Genomic DNA, 25,079 nt, shown 5'->3' with positions numbered 1-25,079 from the left:
ATAGATTATAATTAATTATATAATTAGGATAAAGTTGGGATTGATTGAAATGAAGCAAGAGATTATTAATGAGTTACAAAATAGTATTACACCTTTATCAACGGTTGATTTAACAGTGAAACTTAATATTACTAATCATCATCAACAGCAAGAACTTATTGCTGATTTAGAAGAATTGAAAAATAGTGAAATTATTTTGGAAAATAAAGAACAACAATTTTATATGCTAAAAAATAATAATTTATTTATTGGCAAAATTCAAATTACTAAAAAAGGATTTGGATTTGTTAAATTATTAAATAGTGAAGAAGAATATTACGTTAATATAAAAAACATAAATAATGCGTTAAATAATGATGAAGTATTATGTAAGTTAGTAAAAATTAATAATCAGAATGATGAGGCTGTAGTATTAAAAATTATTAAACGTGATACTAATCTTCTTGTTGGTACTGTTATTGTTAATGCAGATACGAAAGTAAAAACATTATTAATTCAAAATGCAAAGTTACAACAGTATGAAGTTAATATTTTAAACCCCGATAAAGCGTTAGAAAATAATATTGTTGTTGCAAAAATTAAAAATTTTGAACAAAATATTTTTAATGTTACTATTACTAAAATCTTGGGTAATATTAATGATCCTGGTGTTGATATTTTAGCTGTTATTTATGAAATTGGTATTAAAGCACAATTTGATGTTGAAACATTAACAGCAACAGATAAGGTGCCATTAACAGTTTTAGAATCAGATAAAATTGGTCGTATTGATTTGACTAAAGAGTTATTAGTTACAATTGATGGTAAAGATGCTAAAGATTTTGATGATGCTATTTGTGTTACTAAACTAGTTAATGGTAATTATCGTTTAATTGTAGCTATTGCTGATGTTAGTCATTATGTAACAGAAAATAGTCTTTTAGATGAAGAGGCATTTACTCGTGGTACATCTGTTTACTTAGCAGATCGTGTTATTCCTATGTTACCAACGCAGTTATCAAATGGTATTTGTTCTTTAAATGAACAAGTAGAACGTTTATGTATGGTTTGTGATATGGAAATTGATAAGAATGGTTTAACAGTAAAACATAAAATTTATCAGGCATTTATGAAATCAGCAAGAAGAATGAATTATGAGGAAGTAAATGATGGATATAATGGTAAAAATCAAAATTTTATTAAAACACATCCACAAATTTGAGAAATGTTACTAAAAGCAAAAGAATTGCACCAAATTTTATGAAAGTTTAAACAAGATGCTGGAGTAATTGATTTTGAAATTAATGAAGCAAAAACAATTATTAACGATAATGGAGAAGTAACTGATATTATTTTAAGAACTCGTGATATCGCTGAAAAATTAATTGAAAGTTTTATGATTAGAGCTAATGAAGTAGTTGCTAAAACTGTATTTGATATGAAATTACCTTTTATTTATCGTGTTCATGAACATCCTCGTTCTAAAAAAATGCATCAAATGGTTACAATTCTGAAATTAATGGGTATTAAATTAAATCCAAAAATCACAAATATTAGTTCAAAAGATTTACAATTATTATTAAATTCTTTAAAACAATTACCAACATTTCAAGTTTTATCAACTTTATTATTAAGAAGTATGGAAAAAGCACAGTATACTAATAAATGTATTGGCCATTTTGGACTTGCTAGTGATTATTATACACATTTTACTTCGCCAATTAGACGTTATCCCGATTTAATAGTTCATCGTTTATTGCGTCAATATATAGTTAAAAGAGAAATAAATGCTAAAATAATTGAGAAATATCAAAGTTTTACTAATTGAGCTGCTGAGCAATCTAGTAATATGGAATTAAAAGCATTAGAGTGTGAACGAGCTGTAGATCAAATGAAAAAAGCAGAATACATGATGCAATTTATTGGTCATAAATTTGAAGGTATAATTTCTAGTGTAACTGGTTTTGGATTATTTGTTGAGTTAGATAATACAATTGAGGGTTTAATTAGAATTGCAGACATGACTGATGATTATTATATTTTTAATGAAAAAGCAATGATTTTGTTTGGTGAAAGAAAACGAAAACAGTATGCTCTTGGTCAAAAGGTCAGTGTTCTTGTAAAAAGTGCAAATAAAGTTGCTAGAACTATTGATTTTATTTTAGAAGAAAATGGTCAGCAAAATAAAAACCGTGATAAAAATAATAATAATCAATCATCAAAAATGTATAAAGCAAATAATTTTAAATATAGAAAAAAGATAAAACTAAATGGTAAAGTTAAAAAAAATAAAAGTGAAAAGAAAAATGGAGTAAAAAAATGAAAATACAAGGGCAAAAAAGATTAATTCAACAAAGCAATCTTAACATTGAATGCTATTATTATAATTATTTTAAATCACCAGGTTTAAAACAATATCCGGATTTATTATGAGTTAATGAAGATTATAACTTAATTAAGCAAGTAAATATTGAACAAAATATTGTAATAAGATTAGCAACTAATTTATTTGAAGTTGGTCAAAAATTTAATTTGTTTGAAAATTTAGATTATTTTATTATGATGCCAAAAAAACCTACTTCAGTTAGTAGTTTAGAATTAGTAATAATTGAATTAGTTAAAATTATTAAAAAAAAATTAAATTATAAAATATTATTAATAAATAATATTTTCCAAGTTGATAACTACCGTAAATTTTGAGAAAATAAATTAAAAGTTAGCGAAAGACAAATGGAAATTACTAATAAGATTCATTTATTACCTAAATATATTAATTTTTTTAATAAAAAAAACATTATTATTATTGATGATATAGTTGCCTCAGGGATTTCTATTGCCCAAACTATTTTAGAAATTATCAATAATAACAATGATTTTAAAATTAAAGCTTTGTGTTATGGTTCAGTTTATAATTGAGAAGAAATTTATAAATAGTTAAAAGAGTTTCCTAATTTTTCTCTTTTTTTCTTCTAATGAGTCTGATTCAGATATATTATAAAAATCTTCAATATTATTTATAAATGCATAATTAATTTCAGCATTAATTTGATTTTTAGCAATAAGTTTTAAGATAAAATCAGCAGTATCTGCTTCTAAAGCAAATGTGTAAATTTCAAATTCATCTTCATTAATAATTTCCGTTTTAGTAGAAATTTTTAAAATATGATTTTGTTCATCAATAATAATTTTACAAACCTCAAGTTTTTTACCAGTTAAAATTTTATAAATAATTACTTTATCATTATTATTTTTATCAAAACCCAAATCGCCTTGATAAAATTGACTATTTTTTACTGTTGTTGCTTTAGTATTTAACTCTCCTGCCATGTCCTTAGACTCCTTTCAGTTGTTTATTAATATATAAAATTAACAAAAAACCGTAAAACAAATATAAAATCTATTTCTTGGGTCGCTATACAACAAATATTAATTTTATGTTTAATTTTACATTAATCATTGCTAGAAAAACTATTGATTAATCTAACCTTCATTAGATTATAGCATGTTCTTAATAAAAAACAAATTTAAGTAAGTATTTCGGTATTTATGAAATTATTATTATATAATCTAATTATAAAGTTTATGAAAATAATGGTGGAAACAATGAAAATAATTGCAAAAAATAAAAAAGCGTACTTTAATTATGAATTATTAGAAAAATTAGAAGTGGGAATTGTTTTGACTGGTTCTGAAATTAAATCAATTCGTTTAGGTAATGTATCTTTACAGGATAGTTATGTAACTTTTAGTAATAATGAAGCTTATATTATTAATATGAACATTAATACTTATAAATTTACTACTAGTTATATACTTGATCCATTAAGAAAAAGAAAATTACTTTTAAATGCTCGTGAAATTAAAAAAATTCAGCAAGAACAAAAGCAAAAAAACTTAACTGTTGTTCCAACAATGATATATTTAAATAGTAAAAGTAGAGCAAAGTTAGAAATAGCATTGGCTCGTGGTAAAAAAAATTATGATAAAAGAGAGACGATTAAAAATCGTGATGCAGTAAGACAAATCAAAAAATAATAATTTAATTAAGAAAGGAAAAAACTATGATAATATGATTACCTTTCTTAATAATCTTTTGTTTATTTACAAGTTTTGCTGAATTATACTTGTAAGTGCAAGTAAATAAAATTGCAAAAAAATTCTCATATAAAAATTTCATAATGCTAAATTTATTTTATAAAAAAAGTAAGGAGTTTTTATATGAGTTATAAACATCTTGGCGTAGATGAAAGAATTTATATTGAGAATCAATTGAAATTTAAAGTTAAAATTAGTGAAATAGCTAAAAATCTTAATCGAAATATTAGTACTATTATTCGAGAAATTAATAGAAATCAAGATAATAGTAATTATTTTTCATTGATTGCACAAAATAAAGCTGAAAATAGAAAACAATCACATATTTTTTTTCATAAGTTTAAAAATAAAGATTTAGTAAAATATGTGCAACAAAAACTATTATTAGGCTGATCACCTGAACAAATTTATGGCAGAATTAAAAATTTTCATAAACAATGAGTTATTAGTTTTAAAACAATTTACAATTGAATTTATTCTGGATTGCTTGATCAAGTTACTAGTAAAAATTTAAGAAGAAAAGGCAAAAAACGCAAATCTCAAGAAAATCGTGGCAAATTCAATAGCAAATCAATTAAAGAAAGAGATCTTAATATTAATGATCGTATAACACTTGGTCATTGAGAAGGAGATACTATAGTATCATCACGAGGCAAAAGTAAAAAATGTTTAATAACTTTAGTTGAAAGAGTATCACGATTTACTTTAGCAATATTAGTTAAAAACAGAACTACTAAAGTTATTAACAAAAATATTAGCCATTATTTATCAATTCTTCCTAAAAATATTGTTAAAACCATTACTTTTGATCGTGGTAAAGAATTTTCAAATTGACAACAACTTGAAAAAAATTTAGATGTGAAAATTTATTTTGCAAATCCATATTCACCTTGACAAAGAGGTACTAATGAAAATACTAATGGTTTAATTAGAGAAAAATTTCCTAAAAAATTTAATTTTTCAAAAACTTGTAAAAATGAAGTTCATAAATTTATATTGTCTTTAAACCAAAGACCAAGAAAAATACTAAATTATCTTTCACCGATAGAATATTTGGATAGAAAAATAATTTAGTTGCACTTACCTTTACAATTTAGCTTTTATTTATTTTTTCTTTTTAAGCAAAAGATAAATAAGTGACAATGATTATTTATTAGTTATTATTTTTTTCTTTATCTTGGTATTAATAGTTTAAAAGCTATTAATAATTTTTTAGTTTTATCATTAACTAATTTAGTAACTGAAGCAATTAGTATTACAGTGATTATTTCGCTTACTGTAATTATTTTTGCTATACCAGCTACTTTTTTTACTGCAAAATTTAAAAAAAGAAAGTTGTATATTTGATGAATGCATAGTTGACTTTTGGTTACTTGCTGTTTAGTTTTAATTGTACCAAATTTATGATCTTTGATTTTGTTAAATATTGCGTTAGGAATGAGTACTGCATCATTGGGAGTTCATGAATTAATGTTCAATGAACAATATTTTGTAAAATCACATGCTTTTTTAACTTTTACTATACTTATTGTTCCGGGATTATTGGCAAGTTTAATTATTATACCAATTAATATGCTCACATTTAATATTTCAACTATTACAATTTCAAAAATCAGTTATTTCATTATTGCTGCTTTGTTTTTTTTCATTTTGACTTTTTTCATGTCTTTTCTTTTACGATAAGATCCAAAAAATATGGGTATGCACGATGAAATAGTTTTAAAAAAAATTAAAACTTTTTCTCAATGAAAAATAATAATTTTAATTATGTTTGGATTAACTATTTATTTAATTTATTATCGGACTTCTCCCCACATGTACTTGTGGAGGGAATAATGAAACTGAATGAATTCAACAATGCTTTTCAAACTGAACAGCAATGTCTTGCATATATAGCAAATTTGAAAGAAAACAAATGTATTAGGTGTTTTAGTTTTAATTTGAATACTTCTGATTTAAAAAGAATGAGATGTTTAAAATGTAATCAAACATTTAGCATTCTCACAGGCACCATATTTTCAAGGTCACAAACATCTTTAACATCTTGGTTTTATCTTATCTTTAGATGAATAAACACCAAACATGGAATTCCATCAACAGATATTGCAAAAGAATTGGGAGTGACTTTGAAAAATGCTTGAAGAATGAATCATAAAATCAGAACACGTATTGCAAAACAAAAACCTCAATTTATTGTTGAAGGTACAGTGCAAATTGATGAAATGTATCTTTCACATATGGGTTTTAAAAAACAAGGAAGATCCTTGGTGAATAAAACCTTGATTGTTGGCATTTATCAAAAAACAACCAATAATTTAATTGTGAAAGTATTGAAAAACGCAAAGAGTAAAAATCTTTTGCAGTTTGCAAAAAACCACATTTCTTCAAAATGTCTTGTATATACTGATTCTTGAAAAGGATATTGCGATTTTAAATCAGTTTTCACTAAGCATGAAACAGTTAACCATCAAGATGGCTATGTTTCAAAAATTGGTGTAAATACCAACCAAATTGAATCAGTTTGAAAACATATAAGAAGAACATTTAAAACACATATCAAAGTTGCAAAACATCATGTTCATTTATATGCTAAAGAAGCTGCATATAAATTCAACAAGATACCTAGTTTTGAAACTGTAATTCTATGTTTGATTTAAAAATGTGGGGAGAAGTCCGTAGATAGGCTTTTCTCAGCATTTATGTGATAAAATTAAAATAGTACATAAAGGGAGAAAAGCCTTTATTATTTAATGAATTCTCAATTTTTTAATTATAGAATAAGTAATATTGATCAAAGATGGCATGTTTATAAAACTTTATTTACTACTTTGCCACAAGTAATTGGTGTTTTTTTATTGGGATGATGATTATATTATTTTTTCAGTGCTAATATTGCTTTATATTTTGGTTTTGGGATTTATATAGTAAGTATTATGGTTAGTTTAGTAACTAATAATATTTACGCAGTTTTGATTTCACAAATTTTATCCAATATTGCTTTTGGTATTTGTAGTTTTGTTGTATATAGTTTGGTTTTAGATTGAAATTATCGACAATTAATGCCTATCACAGGAATTTATGCATCATGTATAGCTATTTTAACTTGTAGTGTTGATTTACTCGATAGTTTTATTAATTATAATTTAATTACTTTAAATAACGAAATAATGTTTTATATTGGTAATAGTATTGCGTTATTAACTGTTATTAGTTTAATATTTATTACGTTATTTTCTTCAAATTATTGAGTGACAGAAAAGCATCATGTTTTAATTACCAAATAAGTTTATTTTTAGATATTATATTTAAAGTGTTAATTATTAAAATACTTGTAGTTTCTTTTTAAAGTTTTAAAATATTAATTATACATATTTTATATGTATAAATTAAAATTTAATTTATAATTATTTTTTATTTTTATAATTAATTTAATGTTTCTATAAATTAATTATAAAAATAAAAAGGAGGTTTTTAATACGAAAACAGGGAGCGTGTCGAAGATGTCGATAACAACTCATTTCCCTTAAATAGCTCCTTTCTTTTTTAAACCCTTGAATTAAAAATAAATGACAAAAGACGAGAATAAAATTCTTGTCTTTTTTTGTAATTGTAAAATTTTAAAATTTTTAATAACCCTCTTTAATACTATTATCAACACGTGTTAGGGAACTAAAAAAGTGAACTACAACACAGTTGTTAAAAATAGTAGTTAGCATGTGGACTTGCATGGATAAATAAAAAGTGGAGTGATACCTAATAAAATATACTAACCAGAAATGGTAATTCTTGGGGTGGGAGCGAATTGGAAACTAGTATATATAGACCTTTTGTAGGGACCTATTGTATTAATTCTATTCTTTATTTAACCAACCTTGCCACTCCCCAGTGAGCAAGTGTTGGTTTTATTTTTTATTTTTTTTGAAAAAATTTTTGGGCGATAAAATAAATTTCAAACTTGTAAAAAAAATTGAGCGGTGCCGGTTCAATTAAAATATTAATTTGTTTAACACAAATTAAATAAATATTGAATCGAATGCCTCAATGTTTTTTAAAATTTCACAATTTATTTTTGAGCCCAGAATTGATGGAATGAATAAAACTAATAATAGTAGTATTAATAATCTAAAAAATCAAAATATATGTTCTTTATGCTAGAAGCAACAGAACATATTAGGAAAGGATTATTATGCAAATAGAATTTAAAAAAGAACAAATTGTTAAAGATAAACCACAATCTATTCTTATTGATTATGGTGAATATAAATTACAATGTCCAAAATGAATGGTTAAAAATAATAGTTTTATTGCTGATGATAAATATACATATTGAGTTTTTAATTTAGAAAATATTAAAAGAGAATTAAGTGGTAATGAATTAATAAAATTATTAGAACCATATATTAAAGACCAAAAAATAACTGTTAATAAACCAACTGCTCCAAAAGAATATTATCTTAATGATATAAAACTTGAACCATTAACATTTTATGAACAGCATAATAGTTGATTTATGGGTGAAATAACAGATAACAAAACAAACATTACTAATCCTTGTTTTAAATATAACATTACGTGAGAAGAAAATAGAAAAGGCTTTAAAATAAATAATCCATATAAACATGATGATTTACCAATTAATTATATAGTTACTTCTTATAAGGAAATTTCAATTAATAATGAAAAAGTATTTTTGTTGAACATGTAAACAAAATAAATTAGATTATTTATTTTTTAATACTAATTATATAAAAACAAGAAAATATTTTTTAAGAGATAAAAATAGTAAAGCGATTTGTTATGACTGTATTTTAAATATTAGGTTAAGTAGGAGGTATAAATATGGATAAAGAATATTTAACTAAAAGAGGAACGATTTGCATACCAGACAGTGATGATATTGAATTTAAAATAGTACTAATTAAACTGATTGATGATTTAAAAAAAGATAATTTAGTTTGTGGTCATAAAGAATTTATTGAAGAATGTAAATATTGTTGATGTAATTGTGATTTAGAAATTATTAAAACAGTTATTAGAGGTTAACTTAATTAATGCAATATGATTTAATTATTGGAATTGACCCCGCTGGAATTGGTAATAATGGAATTGTTATATATTCAAATGAAACTAATAATATTGTTTTTAATGAAACATTCAATACATTAACTGTTTTATGAACTAAAAATATGTATAAAGAAAAATTTCAATTAATTAAAGAAAAATTTATTGATAAAAAAATAGGCTTTTCTCCCTTTATGTACTATTTTAATTTTATCACATAAATGCTGAGAAAAGCCTATCTACGGACTTCTCCCCACATTTTTAAATCAAACATAGAATTACAGTTTCAAAACTAGGTATCTTGTTGAATTTATATGCAGCTTCTTTAGCATATAAATGAACATGATGTTTTGCAACTTTGATATGTGTTTTAAATGTTCTTCTTATATGTTTTCAAACTGATTCAATTTGGTTGGTATTTACACCAATTTTTGAAACATAGCCATCTTGATGGTTAACTGTTTCATGCTTAGTGAAAACTGATTTAAAATCGCAATATCCTTTTCAAGAATCAGTATATACAAGACATTTTGAAGAAATGTGGTTTTTTGCAAACTGCAAAAGATTTTTACTATTTGCGTTTTTCAATACTTTCACAATTAAATTATTGGTTGTTTTTTGATAAATGCCAACAATCAAGGTTTTATTCACCAAGGATCTTCCTTGTTTTTTAAAACCCATATGTGAAAGATACATTTCATCAATTTGCACTGTACCTTCAACAATAAATTGAGGTTTTTGTTTTGCAATACGTGTTCTGATTTTATGAGTCATTCTTCAAGCAGTTTTCAAAGTCACTCCCAATTCTTTTGCAATATCTGTTGATGGAATTCCATGTTTGGTGTTTATTCATCTAAAGATAAGATAAAACCAAGATGTTAAAGATGTTTGTGACCTTGAAAATATGGTGCCTGTGAGAATGCTAAATGTTTGATTACATTTTAAACATCTCATTCTTTTTAAATCAGAAGTATTCAAATTAAAACTAAAACACCTAATACATTTGTTTTCTTTCAAATTTGCTATATATGCAAGACATTGCTGTTCAGTTTGAAAAGCATTTTTGAATTCATTCAGTTTCATTATTCCCTCCACAAGTACATGTGGGGAGAAGTCCGAAAAAATATTAGTTATTGTAGAAAATTTCTTTTTAAATTCAAAACAATTACTAACTAATCCATTATCAACGCCTAAAATCATTGGTGCATTAATGGTATTAGTTCAAGATGTTTTCAACTGAGATTATCTAGAAAACCAACCAAAAAATAAAAATAAAATAACAAATTATAAAGGAAATATAAAATTAACAAAACATGAACAAGATGCTTATAAGCATATTCAATATTATTTAAAAAATCATAAAAAAATATTAATTTTTGATAATTATTTAAGGAAATTATAAACATGAAAGATAAAGCAAATTATGTCAAATTAACAGTAAAACTAAGTAATACTATTGAAGCAAAATATTACGAAAAAGGTAATAAAGAATTATATTATAGTGTTAGAGGTCAATGAAATGGATTAAACTATGTTACTTTAATTTTTAACAACCCAAAATTTTATAGACGCTGTATTTTATTAAACAAAAACGATGAAATTATTGTAACTGGTCAAATTTTTAACACTTTAAATATTCCTAAAAATCGTGCATTTTGTTCAATAAATGTTAAATGATTTAAAAAATGAAAAGAGTAAAAAAATGATATTATGAAAAATTTTATTAATAGTACCAATATTAATAACAAGCATAACACTAATAATATTTTTAATATTTATTATTAAAGAATTAAAAAATGAATATAAAGTATTAAAAATATTAAGTGAAATTGCTAATCAAATTAAAAATAAGGAGAATAATTAATGATAATATTACCTACTTTGTTTGAAAATAAAGATGAAATTGAAATATTATCACCATTTCCAAAAGCAATTCATACAAGTAATGATATTAGAACAATTATTTTAAGACAATACCCAAATGTTAAATCCAAACACATAATTGTTTCTGACCCCGAAAGTAATGTTGCATTAATAGTTGGTGATAATGATGTATATCAAGGTTGAATTAAAGTAACAATTAAAAAATTAGAAAATTAAAAAAATTAAAATTATAATTCATGAATTTGAATTATATGATTATCAAGTAAATACTTTATTAGATATTGTAAGAGAAATGTTAAAAGCAAATAAAGGAGAATAGAAATGGAAACAAATAATTATACATTAACAAAAATAATACGCTCTTCAATAAGTCCTTTAAGTGCAATGATTGGTACAAGTGCTTATTATGGTCAAGTAATTGTAAATCCAGTATTAGGTTCAATTAATAGTTTATTATTTGGTAAAAAATTAGGTTTAGATATATGAAATTTAAATCAAAGACCAAATACTAAAACTAAATTAATTAATAGTTCTAAAAAAATATTATTAGGTTTAGGAACAATTGGTTTAGCAAATTATAGTAAATGAACAGAAAATAATATTAATCCTATTATTCCAACAACACCAATGCCAATAACTACTACAACTACAACTGAGGGTCCTCCATGATTATTATTAAATAAACAAGAACATCAGTCATTAATGGATTGAGATACTTATATTTCATTAAATGCTTATGGTATTTCAAATCTTATTAGTGGATTAACTGAGTTAATACCTAATAAATTTGAAGCGATAAGAAAGATATGTAATATTGCTACTTGTGGATGTTTAATTTCAAGTGGTGTAGCAATGGGTATAAATAATGATTTTAATAATGCTTATGCAATTCCTACTATTGTTGCTGGTGGAAGTGAAATAATCCATAATTTATTACCTATGGAAACAACACATCATAATCAAGAAATGCAAGAAACATCATTTAATGATGAAACTACAAGATTAATTAATGATAATAGATTTACTATTAATAGTGAAACAACTAGTCAATACGGTAGTGATAATATGAGCGAAGTACCATTAAATAATGATAATGCTTCATTAAATTGAGATTATAATCACATGAGTTTATAAAGGAGGTGAATAATTTATGAATAAAGAAAAAATAATTGAATATTATAATCAGGAAATAAAAACATATAAAGATAGAATAGAAGAATTCAATAAAGAAATATCTGTATTAGTAGAAATTATAAGTAATTCACAATCAATGATTGAAAGAATTAATGGTGGTCAATTTGATGAATAATTAAAAATAAACAATTGAAAGGAAAATATTCAGATGAAAGAATTTTTACATGAATTAATAATGGCTTTTCTCCCTTTATGTACTATTTTAATTTTATCACATAAATGCTGAGAAAAGCCTATCTACGGACTTCTCCCCACATTTTTAAATCAAACATAGAATTACAGTTTCAAAACTAGGTATCTTGTTGAATTTATATGCAGCTTCTTTAGCATATAAATGAACATGATGTTTTGCAACTTTGATATGTGTTTTAAATGTTCTTCTTATATGTTTTCAAACTGATTCAATTTGGTTGGTATTTACACCAATTTTTGAAACATAGCCATCTTGATGGTTAACTGTTTCATGCTTAGTGAAAACTGATTTAAAATCGCAATATCCTTTTCAAGAATCAGTATATACAAGACATTTTGAAGAAATGTGGTTTTTTGCAAACTGCAAAAGATTTTTACTCTTTGCGTTTTTCAATACTTTCACAATTAAATTATTGGTTGTTTTTTGATAAATGCCAACAATCAAGGTTTTATTCACCAAGGATCTTCCTTGTTTTTTAAAACCCATATGTGAAAGATACATTTCATCAATTTGCACTGTACCTTCAACAATAAATTGAGGTTTTTGTTTTGCAATACGTGTTCTGATTTTATGAGTCATTCTTCAAGCAGTTTTCAAAGTCACTCCCAATTCTTTTGCAATATCTGTTGATGGAATTCCATGTTTGGTGTTTATTCATCTAAAGATAAGATAAAACCAAGATGTGGAATGGCAACCTTTTTTAGGACTATTTTTTGGTAGACATTTGTTTTTGATAATTAACTGGAGTTAAGTAGTTTAAAGTGCTGTGAATTCTTATGTTGTTATATCAATTGATGTAATCAAATAATTCTAATTTTAATTGGATTAATGATGTAAAATTTTTATCATTAATAAATTCGGTTTTGAAAGTTTTAAAGGTTGCTTCAGCAACAGCGTTATCATAAGGACAACCTTTTTTGCTTAAAGAGCGATTAATATTGAATGCTAGTAAAAGTTTATCAATAATTTTATTATTAAATTCATTACCGCGATCACTATGAAATATTTGAATATCTTTTAAACAGCGATTTGAGTGCATAAATGCTTGATATACTAATGATGCATCTTTTTTAGTACCTACACTATGTCCAATTATTTCGCGGTTAAATAGGTCAATTAATAAACAAATATAGTTTCACTTACCATTTACTTGAACATAAGTTAAATCACTAACAATAACTTCATTTTTAACTCTATTATTAAAGTTTCTATCAACAAGATTGTTTATTGGACTATCATTGACTTTATTATGATAATTTTTGAATGATAATTTAGTGTATTTTGATATTAAATTATGTTTATTCATAATTTCTTTAATTTTTCGTCTTGATAAATAAATTTCTTGGTTTTCTAGAATGACTTTTAATCTTCTAGTACCATAAACTTCTTTATTTTCTTTAAAAGCACTAATAACAGCTTCATCATAAATATTATTTTTGATTTTATTTTCTTTTTTCTTTAAATTAAAATAATATGTTGATTTAGAGATTTTTAAAAAATGACACATTGTGCGAATTTTATATGGCTTTTCTCCCTTTATGTACTATTTTAATTTTATCACATAAATGCTGAGAAAAGCCTATATACGGACTTCTCCCCACATTTTTAAATCAAACATAGAATTACAGTTTCAAAACTAGGTATCTTGTTGAATTTATATGCAGCTTCTTTAGCATATAAATGAACATGATGTTTTGCAACTTTGATATGTGTTTTAAATGTTCTTCTTATATGTTTTCAAACTGATTCAATTTGGTTAGTATTTACACCAATTTTTGAAACATAGCCATCTTGATGGTTAACTGTTTCATGCTTAGTGAAAACTGATTTAAAATCGCAATATCCTTTTCAAGAATCAGTATATACAAGACATTTTGAAGAAATGTGGTTTTTTGCAAACTGCAAAAGATTTTTACTCTTTGCGTTTTTCAATACTTTCACAATTAAATTATTGGTTGTTTTTTGATAAATGCCAACAATCAAGGTTTTATTCACCAAGGATCTTCCTTGTTTTTTAAAACCCATATGTGAAAGATACATTTCATCAATTTGCACTGTACCTTCAACAATAAATTGAGGTTTTTGTTTTGCAATACGTGTTCTGATTTTATGAGTCATTCTTCAAGCAGTTTTCAAAGTCACTCCCAATTCTTTTGCAATATCTGTTGATGGAATTCCATGTTTGGTGTTTATTCATCTAAAGATAAGATAAAACCAAGATGTTAAAGATGTTTGTGACCTTGAAAATATGGTGCCTGTGAGAATGCTAAATGTTTGATTACATTTTAAACATCTCATTCTTTTTAAATCAGAAGTATTCAAATTAAAATTAAAACACCTAATACATTTGTTTTCTTTCAAATTTGCTATATATGCAAGACATTGCTGTTCAGTTTGAAAAGCATTTTTGAATTCATTCAGTTTCATTATTACCTCCACAAGTACATGTGGGTGGATGGGTTACACTTTATTGGACACTAATTACGTAGACAAGTGAACAAAGAAAGGAACTATAATTATGGCCAATATTAACTCATATACCGATGAATTTAAAAAACAAATAGTAGCTTTATATCAAAGTGGCAAATCAGTATCTTGCCTTGCTAAAGAATATAATGTTACAAGAGCAGCTACTTACAATTGAATTAAGCAATTTACTAATTCAGGTAGTTTTAAAACTAAAGATAATCGTTCTGTTGAAGAAAATGAATTAATTAAATTAAGAAAAGAATTAAAACAATTAAGAATGGAAAATGATATTTTAAAGCAAGCAGCACTAATAATAGGCAGAAAATAGAAATTATTGTCAAAAATAAAGTTAAATATAAAATTCGCACAATGTGTCATTTTTTAAAAATCTCTAAATCAACATATTATTTTAATTTAAAGAAAAAAGAAAATAAAATCAAAAATAATATTTATGATGAAGCTGTTATTAGTGCTTTTAAAGAAAATAAAGAAGTTTATGGTACTAGAAGATTAAAAGTCATTCTAGAAAACCAAGAAATTTATTTATCAAGACGAAAAATTAAAGAAATTATGAATAAACATAATTTAATATCAAAATACACTAAATTATCATACAAAAATCATAATAACAAAGTTAACGATAGTCCAATAAACAATCTTGTTGATAGAAACTTTAATAATAGAGTTAAAAATGAAGTTATTGTTAGTGATTTAACTTATGTTCAAGTAAATGGTAAGTGAAACTATATTTGTTTATTAATTGACCTATTTAACCGCGAAATAATTGGACATAGTGTAGGTACTAAAAAAGATGCATCATTAGTATATCAAGCATTTATGCACTCAAATCGCTGTTTAAAAGATATTCAAATATTTCATAGTGATCGCGGTAATGAATTTAATAATAAAATTATTGATAAACTTTTACTAGCATTCAATATTAATCGCTCTTTAAGCAAAAAAGGTTGTCCTTATGATAACGCTGTTGCTGAAGCAACCTTTAAAACTTTCAAAACCGAATTTATTAATGATAAAAATTTTACATCATTAATCCAATTAAAATTAGAATTATTTGATTACATCAATTGATATAACAACATAAGAATTCACAGCACTTTAAACTACTTAACTCCAGTTAATTATCAAAAACAAATGTCTACCAAAAAATAGTCCTAAAAAAGGTTGCCATTCCAGTTATTTTTGTAAGTTACACAGATTACTAAACATTTCCTTTTAAATCTAAAAAAAATAAGTGTATAGTAATGTAAATTAGATTAAAACATTTATTTTTTAAGAAAATATTTTTTATAATTTGTATAATAATTTTTAAAAAAGAAAGATTGTTAAATACTAGTATTTATTAATAAATTGATTAGTTGTTATATTAAGATCTTGGTTTTCATATTTTGTTATTTCTTCATGCAAAGATTTTGATCATTTAATGTGTTAATTTAATGGTTTTACATTTTCTAATAATATAGATTCTTTATATTCTTGATTTGTACTGCTAATACTTTCTTTTTTTTCTGCTTCTTGTTGGTAAATTTTTTTTATTAAATATTTTTTAGATTTGCTTTTTTGTTCTTGATTTTGGTATTTATTAATTAATAATTTTAATATTTTTCTTTTTTCTAGACTTAATGCGGGTATTTGTTCTTTTGTGAGTGCTTCTATTTGTTGATTTGTAAGTCAACTAATTTGTTCTCTTGTCAATGCTTCTATTTGTTCTGCTGTTAGTAATGGTATTTGTTGGGGTGTTAAAGCTGTTATTTTTTCGATTGTGAGTGCTTGTATTTGTTTTTCTGTAAATACTCTATTTTGTTTTGGTGTTAGTGCTTGTATTTGCTTTATTGTAAATCAACTAATTTGTAAAATAGTCAATGAGGGTATTTGCTTTGGTGTTAGTGCTTGTATTTGCTCTATTGTAAATATTTGTATTTGTTCTTTGGTAAAATCTGGTATTTGTTCATAATCAATTCATTTTATTTGTTTTGGTGTTAGTGCTTGTATTTGTTTTTCTGTAAATACTCTATTTTGTTTTGGTGTTAGTGCTTGTATTTGCTCTATTGTAAATCAACTAATTTGTAAAATAGTCAATGAGGGTATTTGCTTTGGTGTTAGTGCTTGTATTTGCTCTATTGTAAATATTTGTATTTGTTCTTTGGTAAAATCTGGTATTTGTTCATAATCAATTCATTTTATTTGTTTTGGTGTTAGTGCTTGTATTTGTGAAAATTTGAATTTTTTAGTTCATTGTGAGGTAAACATTTTAACTTTATTGTAGTTAAGTGAACTTATTTGTTTAGTTGTCAATGCTTGTACTTGTGAGATTTTTAAATAATAAATTTGTGAATTTGTAAATCATTGAATTTGTTTAGTTGTGAATGCTTGTATTTGTCTTGATGTTAAGATAATAGTTTGCGAAGTTTTAAAATATGCTATTTGATTTTTGGTAAATGCTTGGATTTGTCAATCTGTAAATCAGGGTATTTGTTTTTTTCTAAAATAACTAATTTGTTCTTTTGTGAAGTGTGGTATTTGTGCTTCTGTGAATTCTTGTATTTGTTCTTTTGTGAAGTGTGGTATTTGTGAAGCCGTAAATTCTTGTATTTGATCAATTATGAAGGCAGATATTTGTTTTGTTGTAAAATGTGGTATTTGTTCTATTGTGAATGCGGGTATTTGTATTTTTGTGAATGCTTTCATTTAATTTTCTGTGAGTGCTTGTATTTGTTTTTCTGTTAATGCGGGTATTTGTTCTATTGTGAATGAGGGTATTTGTATTTTTGTGAATGCTTTCATTTGATTTTCTGTGAGTGCTTGTATTTTTTTTTCTGTTAATGCGGGTATTTGTTCGATTGTGAGTGCTTGTATTTGTTCTTTTGTAAATATTTATATTTGTTCTATTGTGAATGTGGGTACTTGTTTTTTCGTAAATCAAGAAATCTTATCTTTTGTGAATGTTGCTATATGTGTTTCTGTAAATTGTGGTATTTGTTTTTTGGTAAATCAAGTGATTTGTCAAACAGTAAGTGCTGCTGCTTGTTCGCTTTTGAGTGCTGGTATTTGTTTTTTGGTTAATGCTTTTATTTGTATTTTTGTAAATGCTGCTATTTGTTTTTTTCTAAGTCAAGTAATTTGTATTTTTGTGAATCATGATATTTGTTTTTTTGGTGAATCAAGAAATTTGTAAAGTAGTAAATGATTCTATTTGTTTTTTTGTCAATGATTGAATTTGTAATTTTGTCAATATTTGGATTTGTTCAATGGTGAATCAAGTAATTTGTCATTCTGTAAATGCTTGTATTTGTCTTGGTGTTAAAATTACTATTTCTTCAGTTGTCAATCTCTGTACTTCTTTTTTTGTGATTATTTGAATTTCATGTGTAGTTAATTTATTTATATTTTGTAGATTTATATCTTTTTTTTCTTCATTTATTTTAATAAATAGTACTTCTCTTTTCATTTTATTTATGAAATGTGGTTTATATGTATTTATTGATTTATTAAATAAAACCTTTGATAATTCTTGTGATTTTAGAAAATTTTGATATATTTCTTCAAGTTTGTTTTTATGTTCTTGGATAGGATTTGTTCAATTATTAATTTCTATAATGGTGTTTAATGAACTATTATTAATAGATTTTGTTAGTTCCTTTGAAAAATTAAGTAAAATTTTCATTTTTTTATTTTTCCTTTCAATGGTATCAATTAAAACATAAAAACTCATTTACTTTAAATTAAGCAATGAGTTAAAAAACTTTTATAATTTGTTTAATAATTCTTATTATATGTGTTAATTATATTTGAGTTTAAAGAAAATACAACGAAAATGATATTTTAAGCATTTTAAATTATTTAATTAATTATTAATTAAAAATAACATTAAATTTTGAAGGATAGTAGTTATGTGATAAAATTTCAAGCATATACTAAAAAAACATTATAATTAAATATAAAATTATAATTAAATTACGGACTTCTCCCCACATGTACTTGTGGAGGGAATAATGAAACTGAATGAATTCAACAATGCTTTTCAAACTGAACAGCAATGTCTTGCATATATAGCAAATTTGAAAGAAAACAAATGTATTAGGTGTTTTAATTTTAATTTGAATACTTCTGATTTAAAAAGAATGAGATGTTTAAAATGTAATCAAACATTTAGCATTCTCACAGGCACCATATTTTCAAGGTCACAAACATCTTTAACATCTTGGTTTTATCTTATCTTTAGATGAATAAACACCAAACATGGAATTCCATCAACAGATATTGCAAAAGAATTGGGAGTGACTTTGAAAACTGCTTGAAGAATGACTCATAAAATCAGAACACGTATTGCAAAACAAAAACCTCAATTTATTGTTGAAGGTACAGTGCAAATTGATGAAATGTATCTTTCACATATGGGTTTTAAAAAACAAGGAAGATCCTTGGTGAATAAAAACTTGATTGTTGGCATTTATCAAAAAACAACCAATAATTTAATTGTGAAAGTATTGAAAAACGCAAAGAGTAAAAATCTTTTGCAGTTTGCAAAAAACCACATTTCTTCAAAATGTCTTGTATATACTGATTCTTGAAAAGGATATTGCGATTTTAAATCAGTTTTCACTAAGCATGAAACAGTTAACCATCAAGATGGCTATGTTTCAAAAATTGGTGTAAATACCAACCAAATTGAATCAGTTTGAAAACATATAAGAAGAACATTTAAAACACATATCAAAGTTGCAAAACATCATGTTCATTTATATGCTAAAGAAGCTGCATATAAATTCAACAAGATACCTAGTTTTGAAACTGTAATTCTATGTTTGATTTAAAAATGTGGGGAGAAGTCCGTAGATAGGCTTTTCTCAGCATTTATGTGATAAAATTAAAATAGTACATAAAGGGAGAAAAGCCTTAAATTATATTTAATTATTTAAAGCATTATATTTATAGTCTACTTTAAATAAAGTATTTTATTAAAAGATTGATTTAGGAGTAAGCAATGAATAAAGATTGAACTATAGGTTTAACTAATTTAACTTTAACACCAATAATGGAACAACAATTAAGTCGGTATTATAAAATTTTAATTGCTGAAAATAAAAAATATAACTTAACAACAATTATTGAAGAAGTAGAAGTTTATTATAAACATTTCTATGATGCTCTTTTAATTAGTAATAACATCACTTTGGATGATCAAAATATTTGTGATGTTGGTAGTGGTGCTGGTATACCAGGAATAATTTTAAAAATTTGTTTTCCCAAATTACAATTAACCATTATTGAATCAAATACAAAGAAATGTCAATTTCTAAAAACAGTAATTACTGAATTAAACTTAGAAAACGTTTATATAATTAATCAAAGAGCAGAAGCATTTGCTAATCAATATCGTGAAACATTTGATATTGTAACAGCAAGAGCATTAGCACCGCTAAATATTTTAAGTGAATTATGTTTAGGATTAGTAAAAGTTGAAGGATTATTTATTGCCTATAAGGGTCTTAAAGTTGAAGAAGAACTTGCGTTGGCACAAAATAGTATTAACACAATGGGTGCAAAGTTAATTAATCAATTTACTGTTCAATTACCAAACAACTATGGTCAAAGAACAATCCTTCATTTTCAAAAATATAAATTATGTGCTTTAAAATATCCAAGACCTTATCAACAAATTAAAAGTAAACCTTTGTAAATAATATTAATTAAAATTAGTGTTAAACTTAATTAGTAGGATAAAATATTAGTCTATTAATTTAGAAAGGTAATTATTATGGGCAAAATTATTGCAATTGCTAATCAAAAAGGTGGAGTTGGAAAAACAACTACTGCTACTAATCTTGCTGCAGGTTTAGGTATAAAAAATAAAAAAGTGTTACTTATTGATTTGGATCCACAAGGTAGTGCTACTATTTCAATGGGTTTTGCTGCTGATAAAGTTGAACAAGATATATATGATGTTTTAGTACATGATGTTCCATTGGAAAAAGTCATTAAAACTGAAGTTTGTCAAGGAGTAGATTTATTACCATCGACCATTTCTTTGGCGGGAGCCGAAATATTTTTATTAGAGCAATCTCGTAATAAAAGAAATATTTTATTAGAAAAATTAGAACCCGTAAAGGAAGTATATGATTTTATTATTATTGACTGTCCGCCTAGTTTAGGATTAGTTAATCGTAATGCTTTAGCTTCAGCTAATTCAGTTATTATTCCGTTACAAGCTGAGTTTTATGCATTAGGTGGTTTGGTACAATTATTATCTACTATTCGTTTAGTACAACAATTATTTAATCCCAATTTAGAAATTGAAGGCATTTTATTAACTATGGTTAATATTAGAACAACTTCTTCTGTTGAAGTTATCAAAGAAATTCAAAAAAATTTTAGAGAAAAAGTTTATAAAAATTATATTCCAAGAAATGTAACCCTAAGTGAAGCACCAAGTCATGGTAAAAATATTTTTAGTTATCGGCCACGTTGCAGTGGTGCTATTGCTTATCAAAGTTTAGTGAACGAGGTGTTAAATAATGTCTAATGATAAAAAAAATCGTATTTCTGCTAAAGGTTTAGCATCAATTTTTGGTGAAGGTTTAAATGATTTGATAACTAACATTGAAAGTTCACCAGAAATTGCTAAAACTTTTTCACAAACTATTTCTCTTGCTAAAATTATTCCTAATCCATATCAACCACGTGTAGTATTTAATGAACAAGAAATTAAAGAACTAAGTGATTCAATTAAAATTCATGGTTTAATTCAACCAATTATTGTTAAAAAAACGATAACAGATGGTGTTTTTCAATTAGTTGCTGGTGAACGTAGAACTAAAGCTGCAAAATTAGCAGGTTTAACAGAGATCTCTGCAGTAACTATTGAAGTAACAGATCAACAATTAATGGAATTTGCTTTGATTGAAAATATTCAACGTGTTGATTTGAATGCTTTTGAAGAAGCACAGGCATATCAAACTTTAATTAGTAAAATGAAATGAACTCAAGAACAACTCTCACAAAAAGTTAATAAATCACGTAGTCACATTGCTAATACTTTACGAATTTTGCAATTGCCAGTAGAGATTTTACAAATGCTTCAACGCAATGAATTAACAATGGGTCATGTTAAACCATTATTAAGTTTAGGTACTAATCTTAATTTAATGGTAACTATTGCTAAAAGGGCATATAGTGAACAATGAAGTGTTCGTAAGGTTGAAGATGTTATTAAGATGCAACAATTAAGTTTAAATCAAAAACAAAATGTTAATAAAAAGTTAGATCTTCATTTAGTAGCATTAGAAAATACTTTATCAAGAACTTTAGATACTAAAGTAAAAATCAATAAAAAACAACTAATCATCAATTATAGTAATCACAAAGAATTAAATCGAATTTTAGAATTTTTAAAATTAATATAAATTTAAAATGAGTATAAATGTTTTAAAGCATTTATACTCATTTTTTATTTTGTAAATTTATTTTATGTTATTTCTCTAAAAGGAAATATTAATCCTGAATTAGTATAGATAATTAAGTTTGTAATAAAAACAAATAAGATAGACAAACCAATTGCAATTTTACTTATACCTAGTATGATTAATAATTTTTTTGATATATCATGAGGATAAGTTAAAAGTTTCTTTTCCATATTTTCCTCCTAAAAGTTATATTTATGGCTTTTCTCCCTTTATGTACTATTTTAATTTTATCACATAAATGCTGAGAAAAGCCTATCTACGGACTTCTCCCCACATTTTTAAATCAAACATAGAATTACAGTTTCAAAACTAGGTATCTTGTTGAATTTATATGCAGCTTCTTTAGCATATAAATGAACATGATGTTTTGCAACTTTGATATGTGTTTTAAATGTTCTTCTTATATGTTTTCAAACTGATTCAATTTGGTTGGTATTTACACCAATTTTTGAAACATAGCCATCTTGATGGTTAACTGTTTCATGCTTAGTGAAAACTGATTTAAAATCGCAATATCCTTTTCAAGAATCAGTATATACAAGACATTTTGAAGAAATGTGGTTTTTTGCAAACTGCAAAAGATTTTTACTCTTTGCGTTTTTCAATACTTTCACAATTAAATTATTGGTTGTTTTTTGATAAATGCCAACAATCAAGGTTTTATTCACCAAGGATCTTCCTTGTTTTTTAAAACCCATATGTGAAAGATACATTTCATCAATTTGCACTGTACCTTCAACAATAAATTGAGGTTTTTGTTTTGCAATACGTGTTCTGATTTTATGAGTCATTCTTCAAGCAGTTTTCAAAGTCACTCCCAATTCTTTTGCAATATCTGTTGATGGAATTCCATGTTTGGTGTTTATTCATCTAAAGATAAGATAAAACCAAGATGTTAAAGATGTTTGTGACCTTGAAAATATGGTGCCTGTGAGAATGCTAAATGTTTGATTACATTTTAAACATTTCATTCTTTTTAAATCAGAAGTATTCAAATTAAAACTAAAACACCTAATACATTTGTTTTCTTTCAAATTTGCTATATATGCAAGACATTGCTGTTCAGTTTGAAAAGCATTGTTGAATTCATTCAGTTTCATTATTCCCTCCACAAGTACATGTGGGGAGAAGTCCGATATTTATTTTTAAGCCTTACTTATTTATAGTTATATACTATTGTAAAAGTTTTTATCATTATATTTGATGTTATAATGTTATTTAAAAAACATTGAAAGGAAAATTAAATATGCCAGAAAAAGATAAGAATACGTTATTTAAACGTATTATTTTTAGAAAATATAAAGATGAAATTAATTGAGTAAAAATGATTAATTATTTGTTTAAAGAAAGAAAAATTTTTGAAGAAGATGTAGCAATTTTAACCAAGTTATTTAATGAAAAAAATAATGATTGATTAAAAAAGTTTAATATTTCTGAGGAAGATGCAGTAATTTTAACTAAATTATTTAATCAAAAAATTAATAATTGATTAGAAAAAGAACAAATTTCTGAAGACAATGTATTGGATTTAACTGATTTGTTTAATGAAAAAATGAATATAAATGATGAAACTACTAAAGTTATTGAAATTGCTAAGTTACTTAAAAAGGCAGAAGATTTAAATAGGATACATGAAATATTAGATGAACTTCCTCCACGTTATTTTTCTGTTGATAACTGAGAAGATACTGATGAAGAAGATATTGAAAATGAAAGTAAAATAATGATTGCAGAAAATAGCAGTTTAAATAAAGAAGAAACTGTATCTATTTCTAATAGTCAAAAAGCATTTTCTAAACAAGATATTATCGATAGTGGTATATGCTTAGATGATAGTTTATCTACTTCTGAATTAGTGAGATCATTTACTGTTATTTAATTGTAATAGTATTAATATAAATAAATTAGGCTTTTCTCCCTTTATGTACTATTTTAATTTTATAACATAAATGCTGAGAAAAGCCTATCTACGGACTTCTCCCCACATTTTTAAATCAAACATAGAATTACAGTTTCAAAACTAGGTATCTTGTTGAATTTATATGCAGCTTCTTTAGCATATAAATGAACATGATGTTTTGCAACTTTGATATGTGTTTTAAATGTTCTTCTTATATGTTTTCAAACTGATTCAATTTGGTTGGTATTTACACCAATTTTTGAAACATAGCCATCTTGATGGTTAACTGTTTCATGCTTAGTGAAAACTGATTTAAAATCGCAATATCCTTTTCAAGAATCAGTATATACAAGACATTTTGAAGAAATGTGGTTTTTTGCAAACTGCAAAAGATTTTTACTCTTTGCGTTTTTCAATACTTTCACAATTAAATTATTGGTTGTTTTTTGATAAATGCCAACAATCAAGGTTTTATTCACCAAGGATCTTCCTTGTTTTTTAAAACCCATATGTGAAAGATACATTTCATCAATTTGCACTGTACCTTCAACAATAAATTGAGGTTTTTGTTTTGCAATACGTGTTCTGATTTTATGAGTCATTCTTCAAGCAGTTTTCAAAGTCACTCCCAATTCTTTTGCAATATCTGTTGATGGAATTCCATGTTTGGTGTTTATTCATCTAAAGATAAGATAAAACCAAGATGTTAAAGATGTTTGTGACCTTGAAAATATGGTGCCTGTGAGAATGCTAAATGTTTGATTACATTTTAAACATCTCATTCTTTTTAAATCAGAAGTATTCAAATTAAAACTAAAACACC

The 25,079-nt window shown here is 24.9% G+C and carries 33 protein-coding genes; 22 read left to right on the top strand and 11 right to left on the bottom strand.

Translation table 4 applies throughout. The features are described 5' to 3' along the window. Positions 1 to 49: 49 nt before the first annotated feature. Together rnr and AACL02_RS08300 are read left to right on the top strand one after the other, a co-directional pair. A complete protein-coding gene (rnr, locus tag AACL02_RS08305) occupies positions 50 to 2,326 on the top strand; it encodes a ribonuclease R (protein ID WP_339040788.1) in 2,277 nt (758 codons plus the stop codon). After that, entirely contained in the window at positions 2,299 to 2,913 is a 615-nt protein-coding gene (locus AACL02_RS08300; RefSeq protein WP_281748619.1) for a hypothetical protein, read from the top strand. The genes rnr and AACL02_RS08300 overlap by 28 nt, the downstream gene beginning before the upstream one ends. Here AACL02_RS08300 and AACL02_RS08295 read toward each other — a convergent pair whose 3' ends face one another. Beyond that, the gene (locus AACL02_RS08295) at positions 2,914 to 3,306 is read right to left on the bottom strand and encodes a hypothetical protein (RefSeq protein ID WP_339040785.1); all 393 of its coding nucleotides are present in this window, start codon (positions 3,304 to 3,306) and stop codon (positions 2,914 to 2,916) included. Between the two features lie 276 nt (positions 3,307 to 3,582). Between AACL02_RS08295 and smpB the strand changes: the two genes are divergently transcribed. Both smpB and AACL02_RS08285 read left to right on the top strand, forming a co-directional pair. Continuing rightward, on the top strand, positions 3,583 to 4,014 hold the full coding sequence (smpB, locus tag AACL02_RS08290) for an SsrA-binding protein (RefSeq protein ID WP_338961046.1): 432 nt from the start codon (positions 3,583 to 3,585) through the stop codon (positions 4,012 to 4,014). A gap of 183 nt (positions 4,015 to 4,197) precedes the next feature. Then, on the top strand, positions 4,198 to 5,148 hold the full coding sequence (locus AACL02_RS08285) for an IS30 family transposase (RefSeq protein WP_339040235.1): 951 nt from the start codon (positions 4,198 to 4,200) through the stop codon (positions 5,146 to 5,148). Positions 5,149 to 5,246: 98 nt separating this feature from the next. On the opposite strand, the gene AACL02_RS08280 is transcribed toward AACL02_RS08285, so the two are convergent. Continuing rightward, complete coding sequence (locus AACL02_RS08280; RefSeq protein ID WP_339040783.1) at positions 5,247 to 5,654, bottom strand: hypothetical protein; 408 nt, start codon at positions 5,652 to 5,654, stop codon at positions 5,247 to 5,249. 261 nt (positions 5,655 to 5,915) lie between these two features. Here AACL02_RS08280 and AACL02_RS08275 point away from each other — a divergent pair, with 261 nt between their 5' ends. The 5 genes from AACL02_RS08275 (at position 5,916) to AACL02_RS08255 (ending at position 9,356) form a co-directional block, all read left to right on the top strand. Continuing rightward, a complete protein-coding gene (locus AACL02_RS08275; protein ID WP_339043691.1) occupies positions 5,916 to 6,731 on the top strand; it encodes an IS1595 family transposase in 816 nt (271 codons plus the stop codon). A gap of 372 nt (positions 6,732 to 7,103) precedes the next feature. Then, complete coding sequence (locus tag AACL02_RS08270; RefSeq protein WP_339040781.1) at positions 7,104 to 7,358, top strand: hypothetical protein; 255 nt, start codon at positions 7,104 to 7,106, stop codon at positions 7,356 to 7,358. 902 nt (positions 7,359 to 8,260) lie between these two features. After that, on the top strand, positions 8,261 to 8,779 hold the full coding sequence (locus AACL02_RS08265) for a hypothetical protein (protein ID WP_339040779.1): 519 nt from the start codon (positions 8,261 to 8,263) through the stop codon (positions 8,777 to 8,779). A 134-nt stretch (positions 8,780 to 8,913) separates the two neighbouring features. Then, complete coding sequence (locus tag AACL02_RS08260; protein ID WP_281748866.1) at positions 8,914 to 9,117, top strand: hypothetical protein; 204 nt, start codon at positions 8,914 to 8,916, stop codon at positions 9,115 to 9,117. A gap of 8 nt (positions 9,118 to 9,125) precedes the next feature. Then, the gene (locus tag AACL02_RS08255; RefSeq protein WP_339040777.1) at positions 9,126 to 9,356 is read left to right on the top strand and encodes a hypothetical protein; all 231 of its coding nucleotides are present in this window, start codon (positions 9,126 to 9,128) and stop codon (positions 9,354 to 9,356) included. A 40-nt stretch (positions 9,357 to 9,396) separates the two neighbouring features. On the opposite strand, the gene AACL02_RS08250 is transcribed toward AACL02_RS08255, so the two are convergent. Then, entirely contained in the window at positions 9,397 to 10,218 is an 822-nt protein-coding gene (locus tag AACL02_RS08250) for an IS1595 family transposase (protein ID WP_339040775.1), read from the bottom strand. On the opposite strand from AACL02_RS08250, the gene AACL02_RS08245 reads away from it, so the two are divergent. From AACL02_RS08245 to AACL02_RS08220, 6 genes are all read left to right on the top strand, one after another. Then, on the top strand, positions 10,199 to 10,537 hold the full coding sequence (locus AACL02_RS08245) for a hypothetical protein (protein WP_339040773.1): 339 nt from the start codon (positions 10,199 to 10,201) through the stop codon (positions 10,535 to 10,537). The two genes, AACL02_RS08250 and AACL02_RS08245, sit on opposite strands and share 20 nt — an antisense overlap. A 2-nt stretch (positions 10,538 to 10,539) precedes the next feature. After that, entirely contained in the window at positions 10,540 to 10,833 is a 294-nt protein-coding gene (locus tag AACL02_RS08240) for a hypothetical protein (protein WP_281748863.1), read from the top strand. A 165-nt stretch (positions 10,834 to 10,998) separates the two neighbouring features. Continuing rightward, entirely contained in the window at positions 10,999 to 11,235 is a 237-nt protein-coding gene (locus AACL02_RS08235; RefSeq protein WP_281748669.1) for a hypothetical protein, read from the top strand. 105 nt (positions 11,236 to 11,340) lie between these two features. Then, a complete protein-coding gene (locus tag AACL02_RS08230) occupies positions 11,341 to 12,153 on the top strand; it encodes a hypothetical protein (protein WP_339040771.1) in 813 nt (270 codons plus the stop codon). A 16-nt stretch (positions 12,154 to 12,169) separates the two neighbouring features. Next, a complete protein-coding gene (locus tag AACL02_RS08225) occupies positions 12,170 to 12,328 on the top strand; it encodes a hypothetical protein (protein ID WP_339040769.1) in 159 nt (52 codons plus the stop codon). Positions 12,329 to 12,361: 33 nt separating this feature from the next. After that, positions 12,362 to 12,487 carry a hypothetical protein gene (locus tag AACL02_RS08220; RefSeq protein WP_339040767.1) on the top strand — a complete coding sequence of 42 codons (126 nt, stop codon included), beginning with the start codon at positions 12,362 to 12,364 and terminating at the stop codon, positions 12,485 to 12,487. On the opposite strand, the gene AACL02_RS08215 is transcribed toward AACL02_RS08220, so the two are convergent. The 3 genes from AACL02_RS08215 to AACL02_RS08205 form a co-directional block, all read right to left on the bottom strand. Continuing rightward, positions 12,473 to 13,009 carry an IS1595 family transposase gene (locus tag AACL02_RS08215; RefSeq protein WP_281748497.1) on the bottom strand — a complete coding sequence of 179 codons (537 nt, stop codon included), beginning with the start codon at positions 13,007 to 13,009 and terminating at the stop codon, positions 12,473 to 12,475. The two genes, AACL02_RS08220 and AACL02_RS08215, sit on opposite strands and share 15 nt — an antisense overlap. A 103-nt stretch (positions 13,010 to 13,112) precedes the next feature. After that, on the bottom strand, positions 13,113 to 13,913 hold the full coding sequence (locus AACL02_RS08210; RefSeq protein ID WP_339040765.1) for an IS3 family transposase: 801 nt from the start codon (positions 13,911 to 13,913) through the stop codon (positions 13,113 to 13,115). Between the two features lie 98 nt (positions 13,914 to 14,011). Then, positions 14,012 to 14,833, bottom strand: a complete 822-nt coding sequence (locus AACL02_RS08205) for an IS1595 family transposase (protein ID WP_339040763.1) — start codon at positions 14,831 to 14,833, stop codon at positions 14,012 to 14,014. Between the two features lie 91 nt (positions 14,834 to 14,924). Between AACL02_RS08205 and AACL02_RS08200 the strand changes: the two genes are divergently transcribed. Next, positions 14,925 to 16,045 (top strand): IS3 family transposase gene (locus tag AACL02_RS08200; RefSeq protein ID WP_339040217.1). Its coding sequence is split into 2 segments (ribosomal slippage): positions 14,925 to 15,168 and positions 15,168 to 16,045, totalling 1,122 coding nucleotides; the frame shifts between segments, so codons are not numbered across the junction. A 276-nt stretch (positions 16,046 to 16,321) separates the two neighbouring features. Here the strand turns inward: AACL02_RS08200 and AACL02_RS08195 are convergent. Both AACL02_RS08195 and AACL02_RS08190 read right to left on the bottom strand, forming a co-directional pair. Continuing rightward, on the bottom strand, positions 16,322 to 17,581 hold the full coding sequence (locus AACL02_RS08195) for a hypothetical protein (RefSeq protein WP_339040761.1): 1,260 nt from the start codon (positions 17,579 to 17,581) through the stop codon (positions 16,322 to 16,324). A 418-nt stretch (positions 17,582 to 17,999) separates the two neighbouring features. Continuing rightward, positions 18,000 to 18,557: a hypothetical protein gene (locus tag AACL02_RS08190; RefSeq protein WP_339040759.1), complete on the bottom strand. Its 558-nt coding sequence runs from the start codon at positions 18,555 to 18,557 to the stop codon at positions 18,000 to 18,002. A gap of 457 nt (positions 18,558 to 19,014) precedes the next feature. On the opposite strand from AACL02_RS08190, the gene AACL02_RS08185 reads away from it, so the two are divergent. The 4 genes from AACL02_RS08185 to AACL02_RS08170 all read left to right on the top strand — a co-directional run bounded on the left by AACL02_RS08185 (position 19,015) and on the right by AACL02_RS08170 (position 22,296). Then, positions 19,015 to 19,707, top strand: a complete 693-nt coding sequence (locus AACL02_RS08185; protein ID WP_339043437.1) for an IS1595 family transposase — start codon at positions 19,015 to 19,017, stop codon at positions 19,705 to 19,707. A gap of 170 nt (positions 19,708 to 19,877) precedes the next feature. Beyond that, positions 19,878 to 20,573 (top strand): 16S rRNA (guanine(527)-N(7))-methyltransferase RsmG, encoded by a 696-nt coding sequence (gene rsmG, locus AACL02_RS08180; RefSeq protein WP_339040757.1) that lies wholly within the window; start codon positions 19,878 to 19,880, stop codon positions 20,571 to 20,573. A 78-nt stretch (positions 20,574 to 20,651) separates the two neighbouring features. Continuing rightward, the gene (locus AACL02_RS08175; RefSeq protein ID WP_174480209.1) at positions 20,652 to 21,416 is read left to right on the top strand and encodes a ParA family protein; all 765 of its coding nucleotides are present in this window, start codon (positions 20,652 to 20,654) and stop codon (positions 21,414 to 21,416) included. Continuing rightward, positions 21,409 to 22,296 carry a ParB/RepB/Spo0J family partition protein gene (locus AACL02_RS08170; protein WP_281749040.1) on the top strand — a complete coding sequence of 296 codons (888 nt, stop codon included), beginning with the start codon at positions 21,409 to 21,411 and terminating at the stop codon, positions 22,294 to 22,296. The genes AACL02_RS08175 and AACL02_RS08170 overlap by 8 nt, the downstream gene beginning before the upstream one ends. A gap of 62 nt (positions 22,297 to 22,358) precedes the next feature. On the opposite strand, the gene AACL02_RS08165 is transcribed toward AACL02_RS08170, so the two are convergent. Then, positions 22,359 to 22,526 (bottom strand): hypothetical protein, encoded by a 168-nt coding sequence (locus tag AACL02_RS08165; protein ID WP_281749041.1) that lies wholly within the window; start codon positions 22,524 to 22,526, stop codon positions 22,359 to 22,361. A 108-nt stretch (positions 22,527 to 22,634) separates the two neighbouring features. Continuing rightward, positions 22,635 to 23,456 (bottom strand): IS1595 family transposase, encoded by an 822-nt coding sequence (locus AACL02_RS08160; RefSeq protein ID WP_339040754.1) that lies wholly within the window; start codon positions 23,454 to 23,456, stop codon positions 22,635 to 22,637. Between AACL02_RS08160 and AACL02_RS08155 the strand changes: the two genes are divergently transcribed. Beyond that, positions 23,402 to 23,578: a hypothetical protein gene (locus AACL02_RS08155; protein WP_339040752.1), complete on the top strand. Its 177-nt coding sequence runs from the start codon at positions 23,402 to 23,404 to the stop codon at positions 23,576 to 23,578. The two genes, AACL02_RS08160 and AACL02_RS08155, sit on opposite strands and share 55 nt — an antisense overlap. 24 nt (positions 23,579 to 23,602) lie before the next feature. Next, complete coding sequence (locus tag AACL02_RS08150) at positions 23,603 to 24,235, top strand: hypothetical protein (RefSeq protein ID WP_339040747.1); 633 nt, start codon at positions 23,603 to 23,605, stop codon at positions 24,233 to 24,235. A 110-nt stretch (positions 24,236 to 24,345) separates the two neighbouring features. On the opposite strand, the gene AACL02_RS08145 is transcribed toward AACL02_RS08150, so the two are convergent. Beyond that, positions 24,346 to 25,062 carry an IS1595 family transposase gene (locus AACL02_RS08145; RefSeq protein ID WP_281748824.1) on the bottom strand — a complete coding sequence of 239 codons (717 nt, stop codon included), beginning with the start codon at positions 25,060 to 25,062 and terminating at the stop codon, positions 24,346 to 24,348. Between the last annotated feature and the right edge of the window lie 17 nt (positions 25,063 to 25,079).

Source organism: Spiroplasma endosymbiont of Apeira syringaria (assembly GCF_964020205.1).
GTDB lineage: Bacteria > Bacillota_I > Bacilli_A > Mycoplasmatales > VBWQ01 > Spiroplasma_E > Spiroplasma_E ixodetis_A.
Note: the sequence above shows the minus strand (reverse complement) of the source record. Positions and strands in the feature narration are given on the sequence as shown.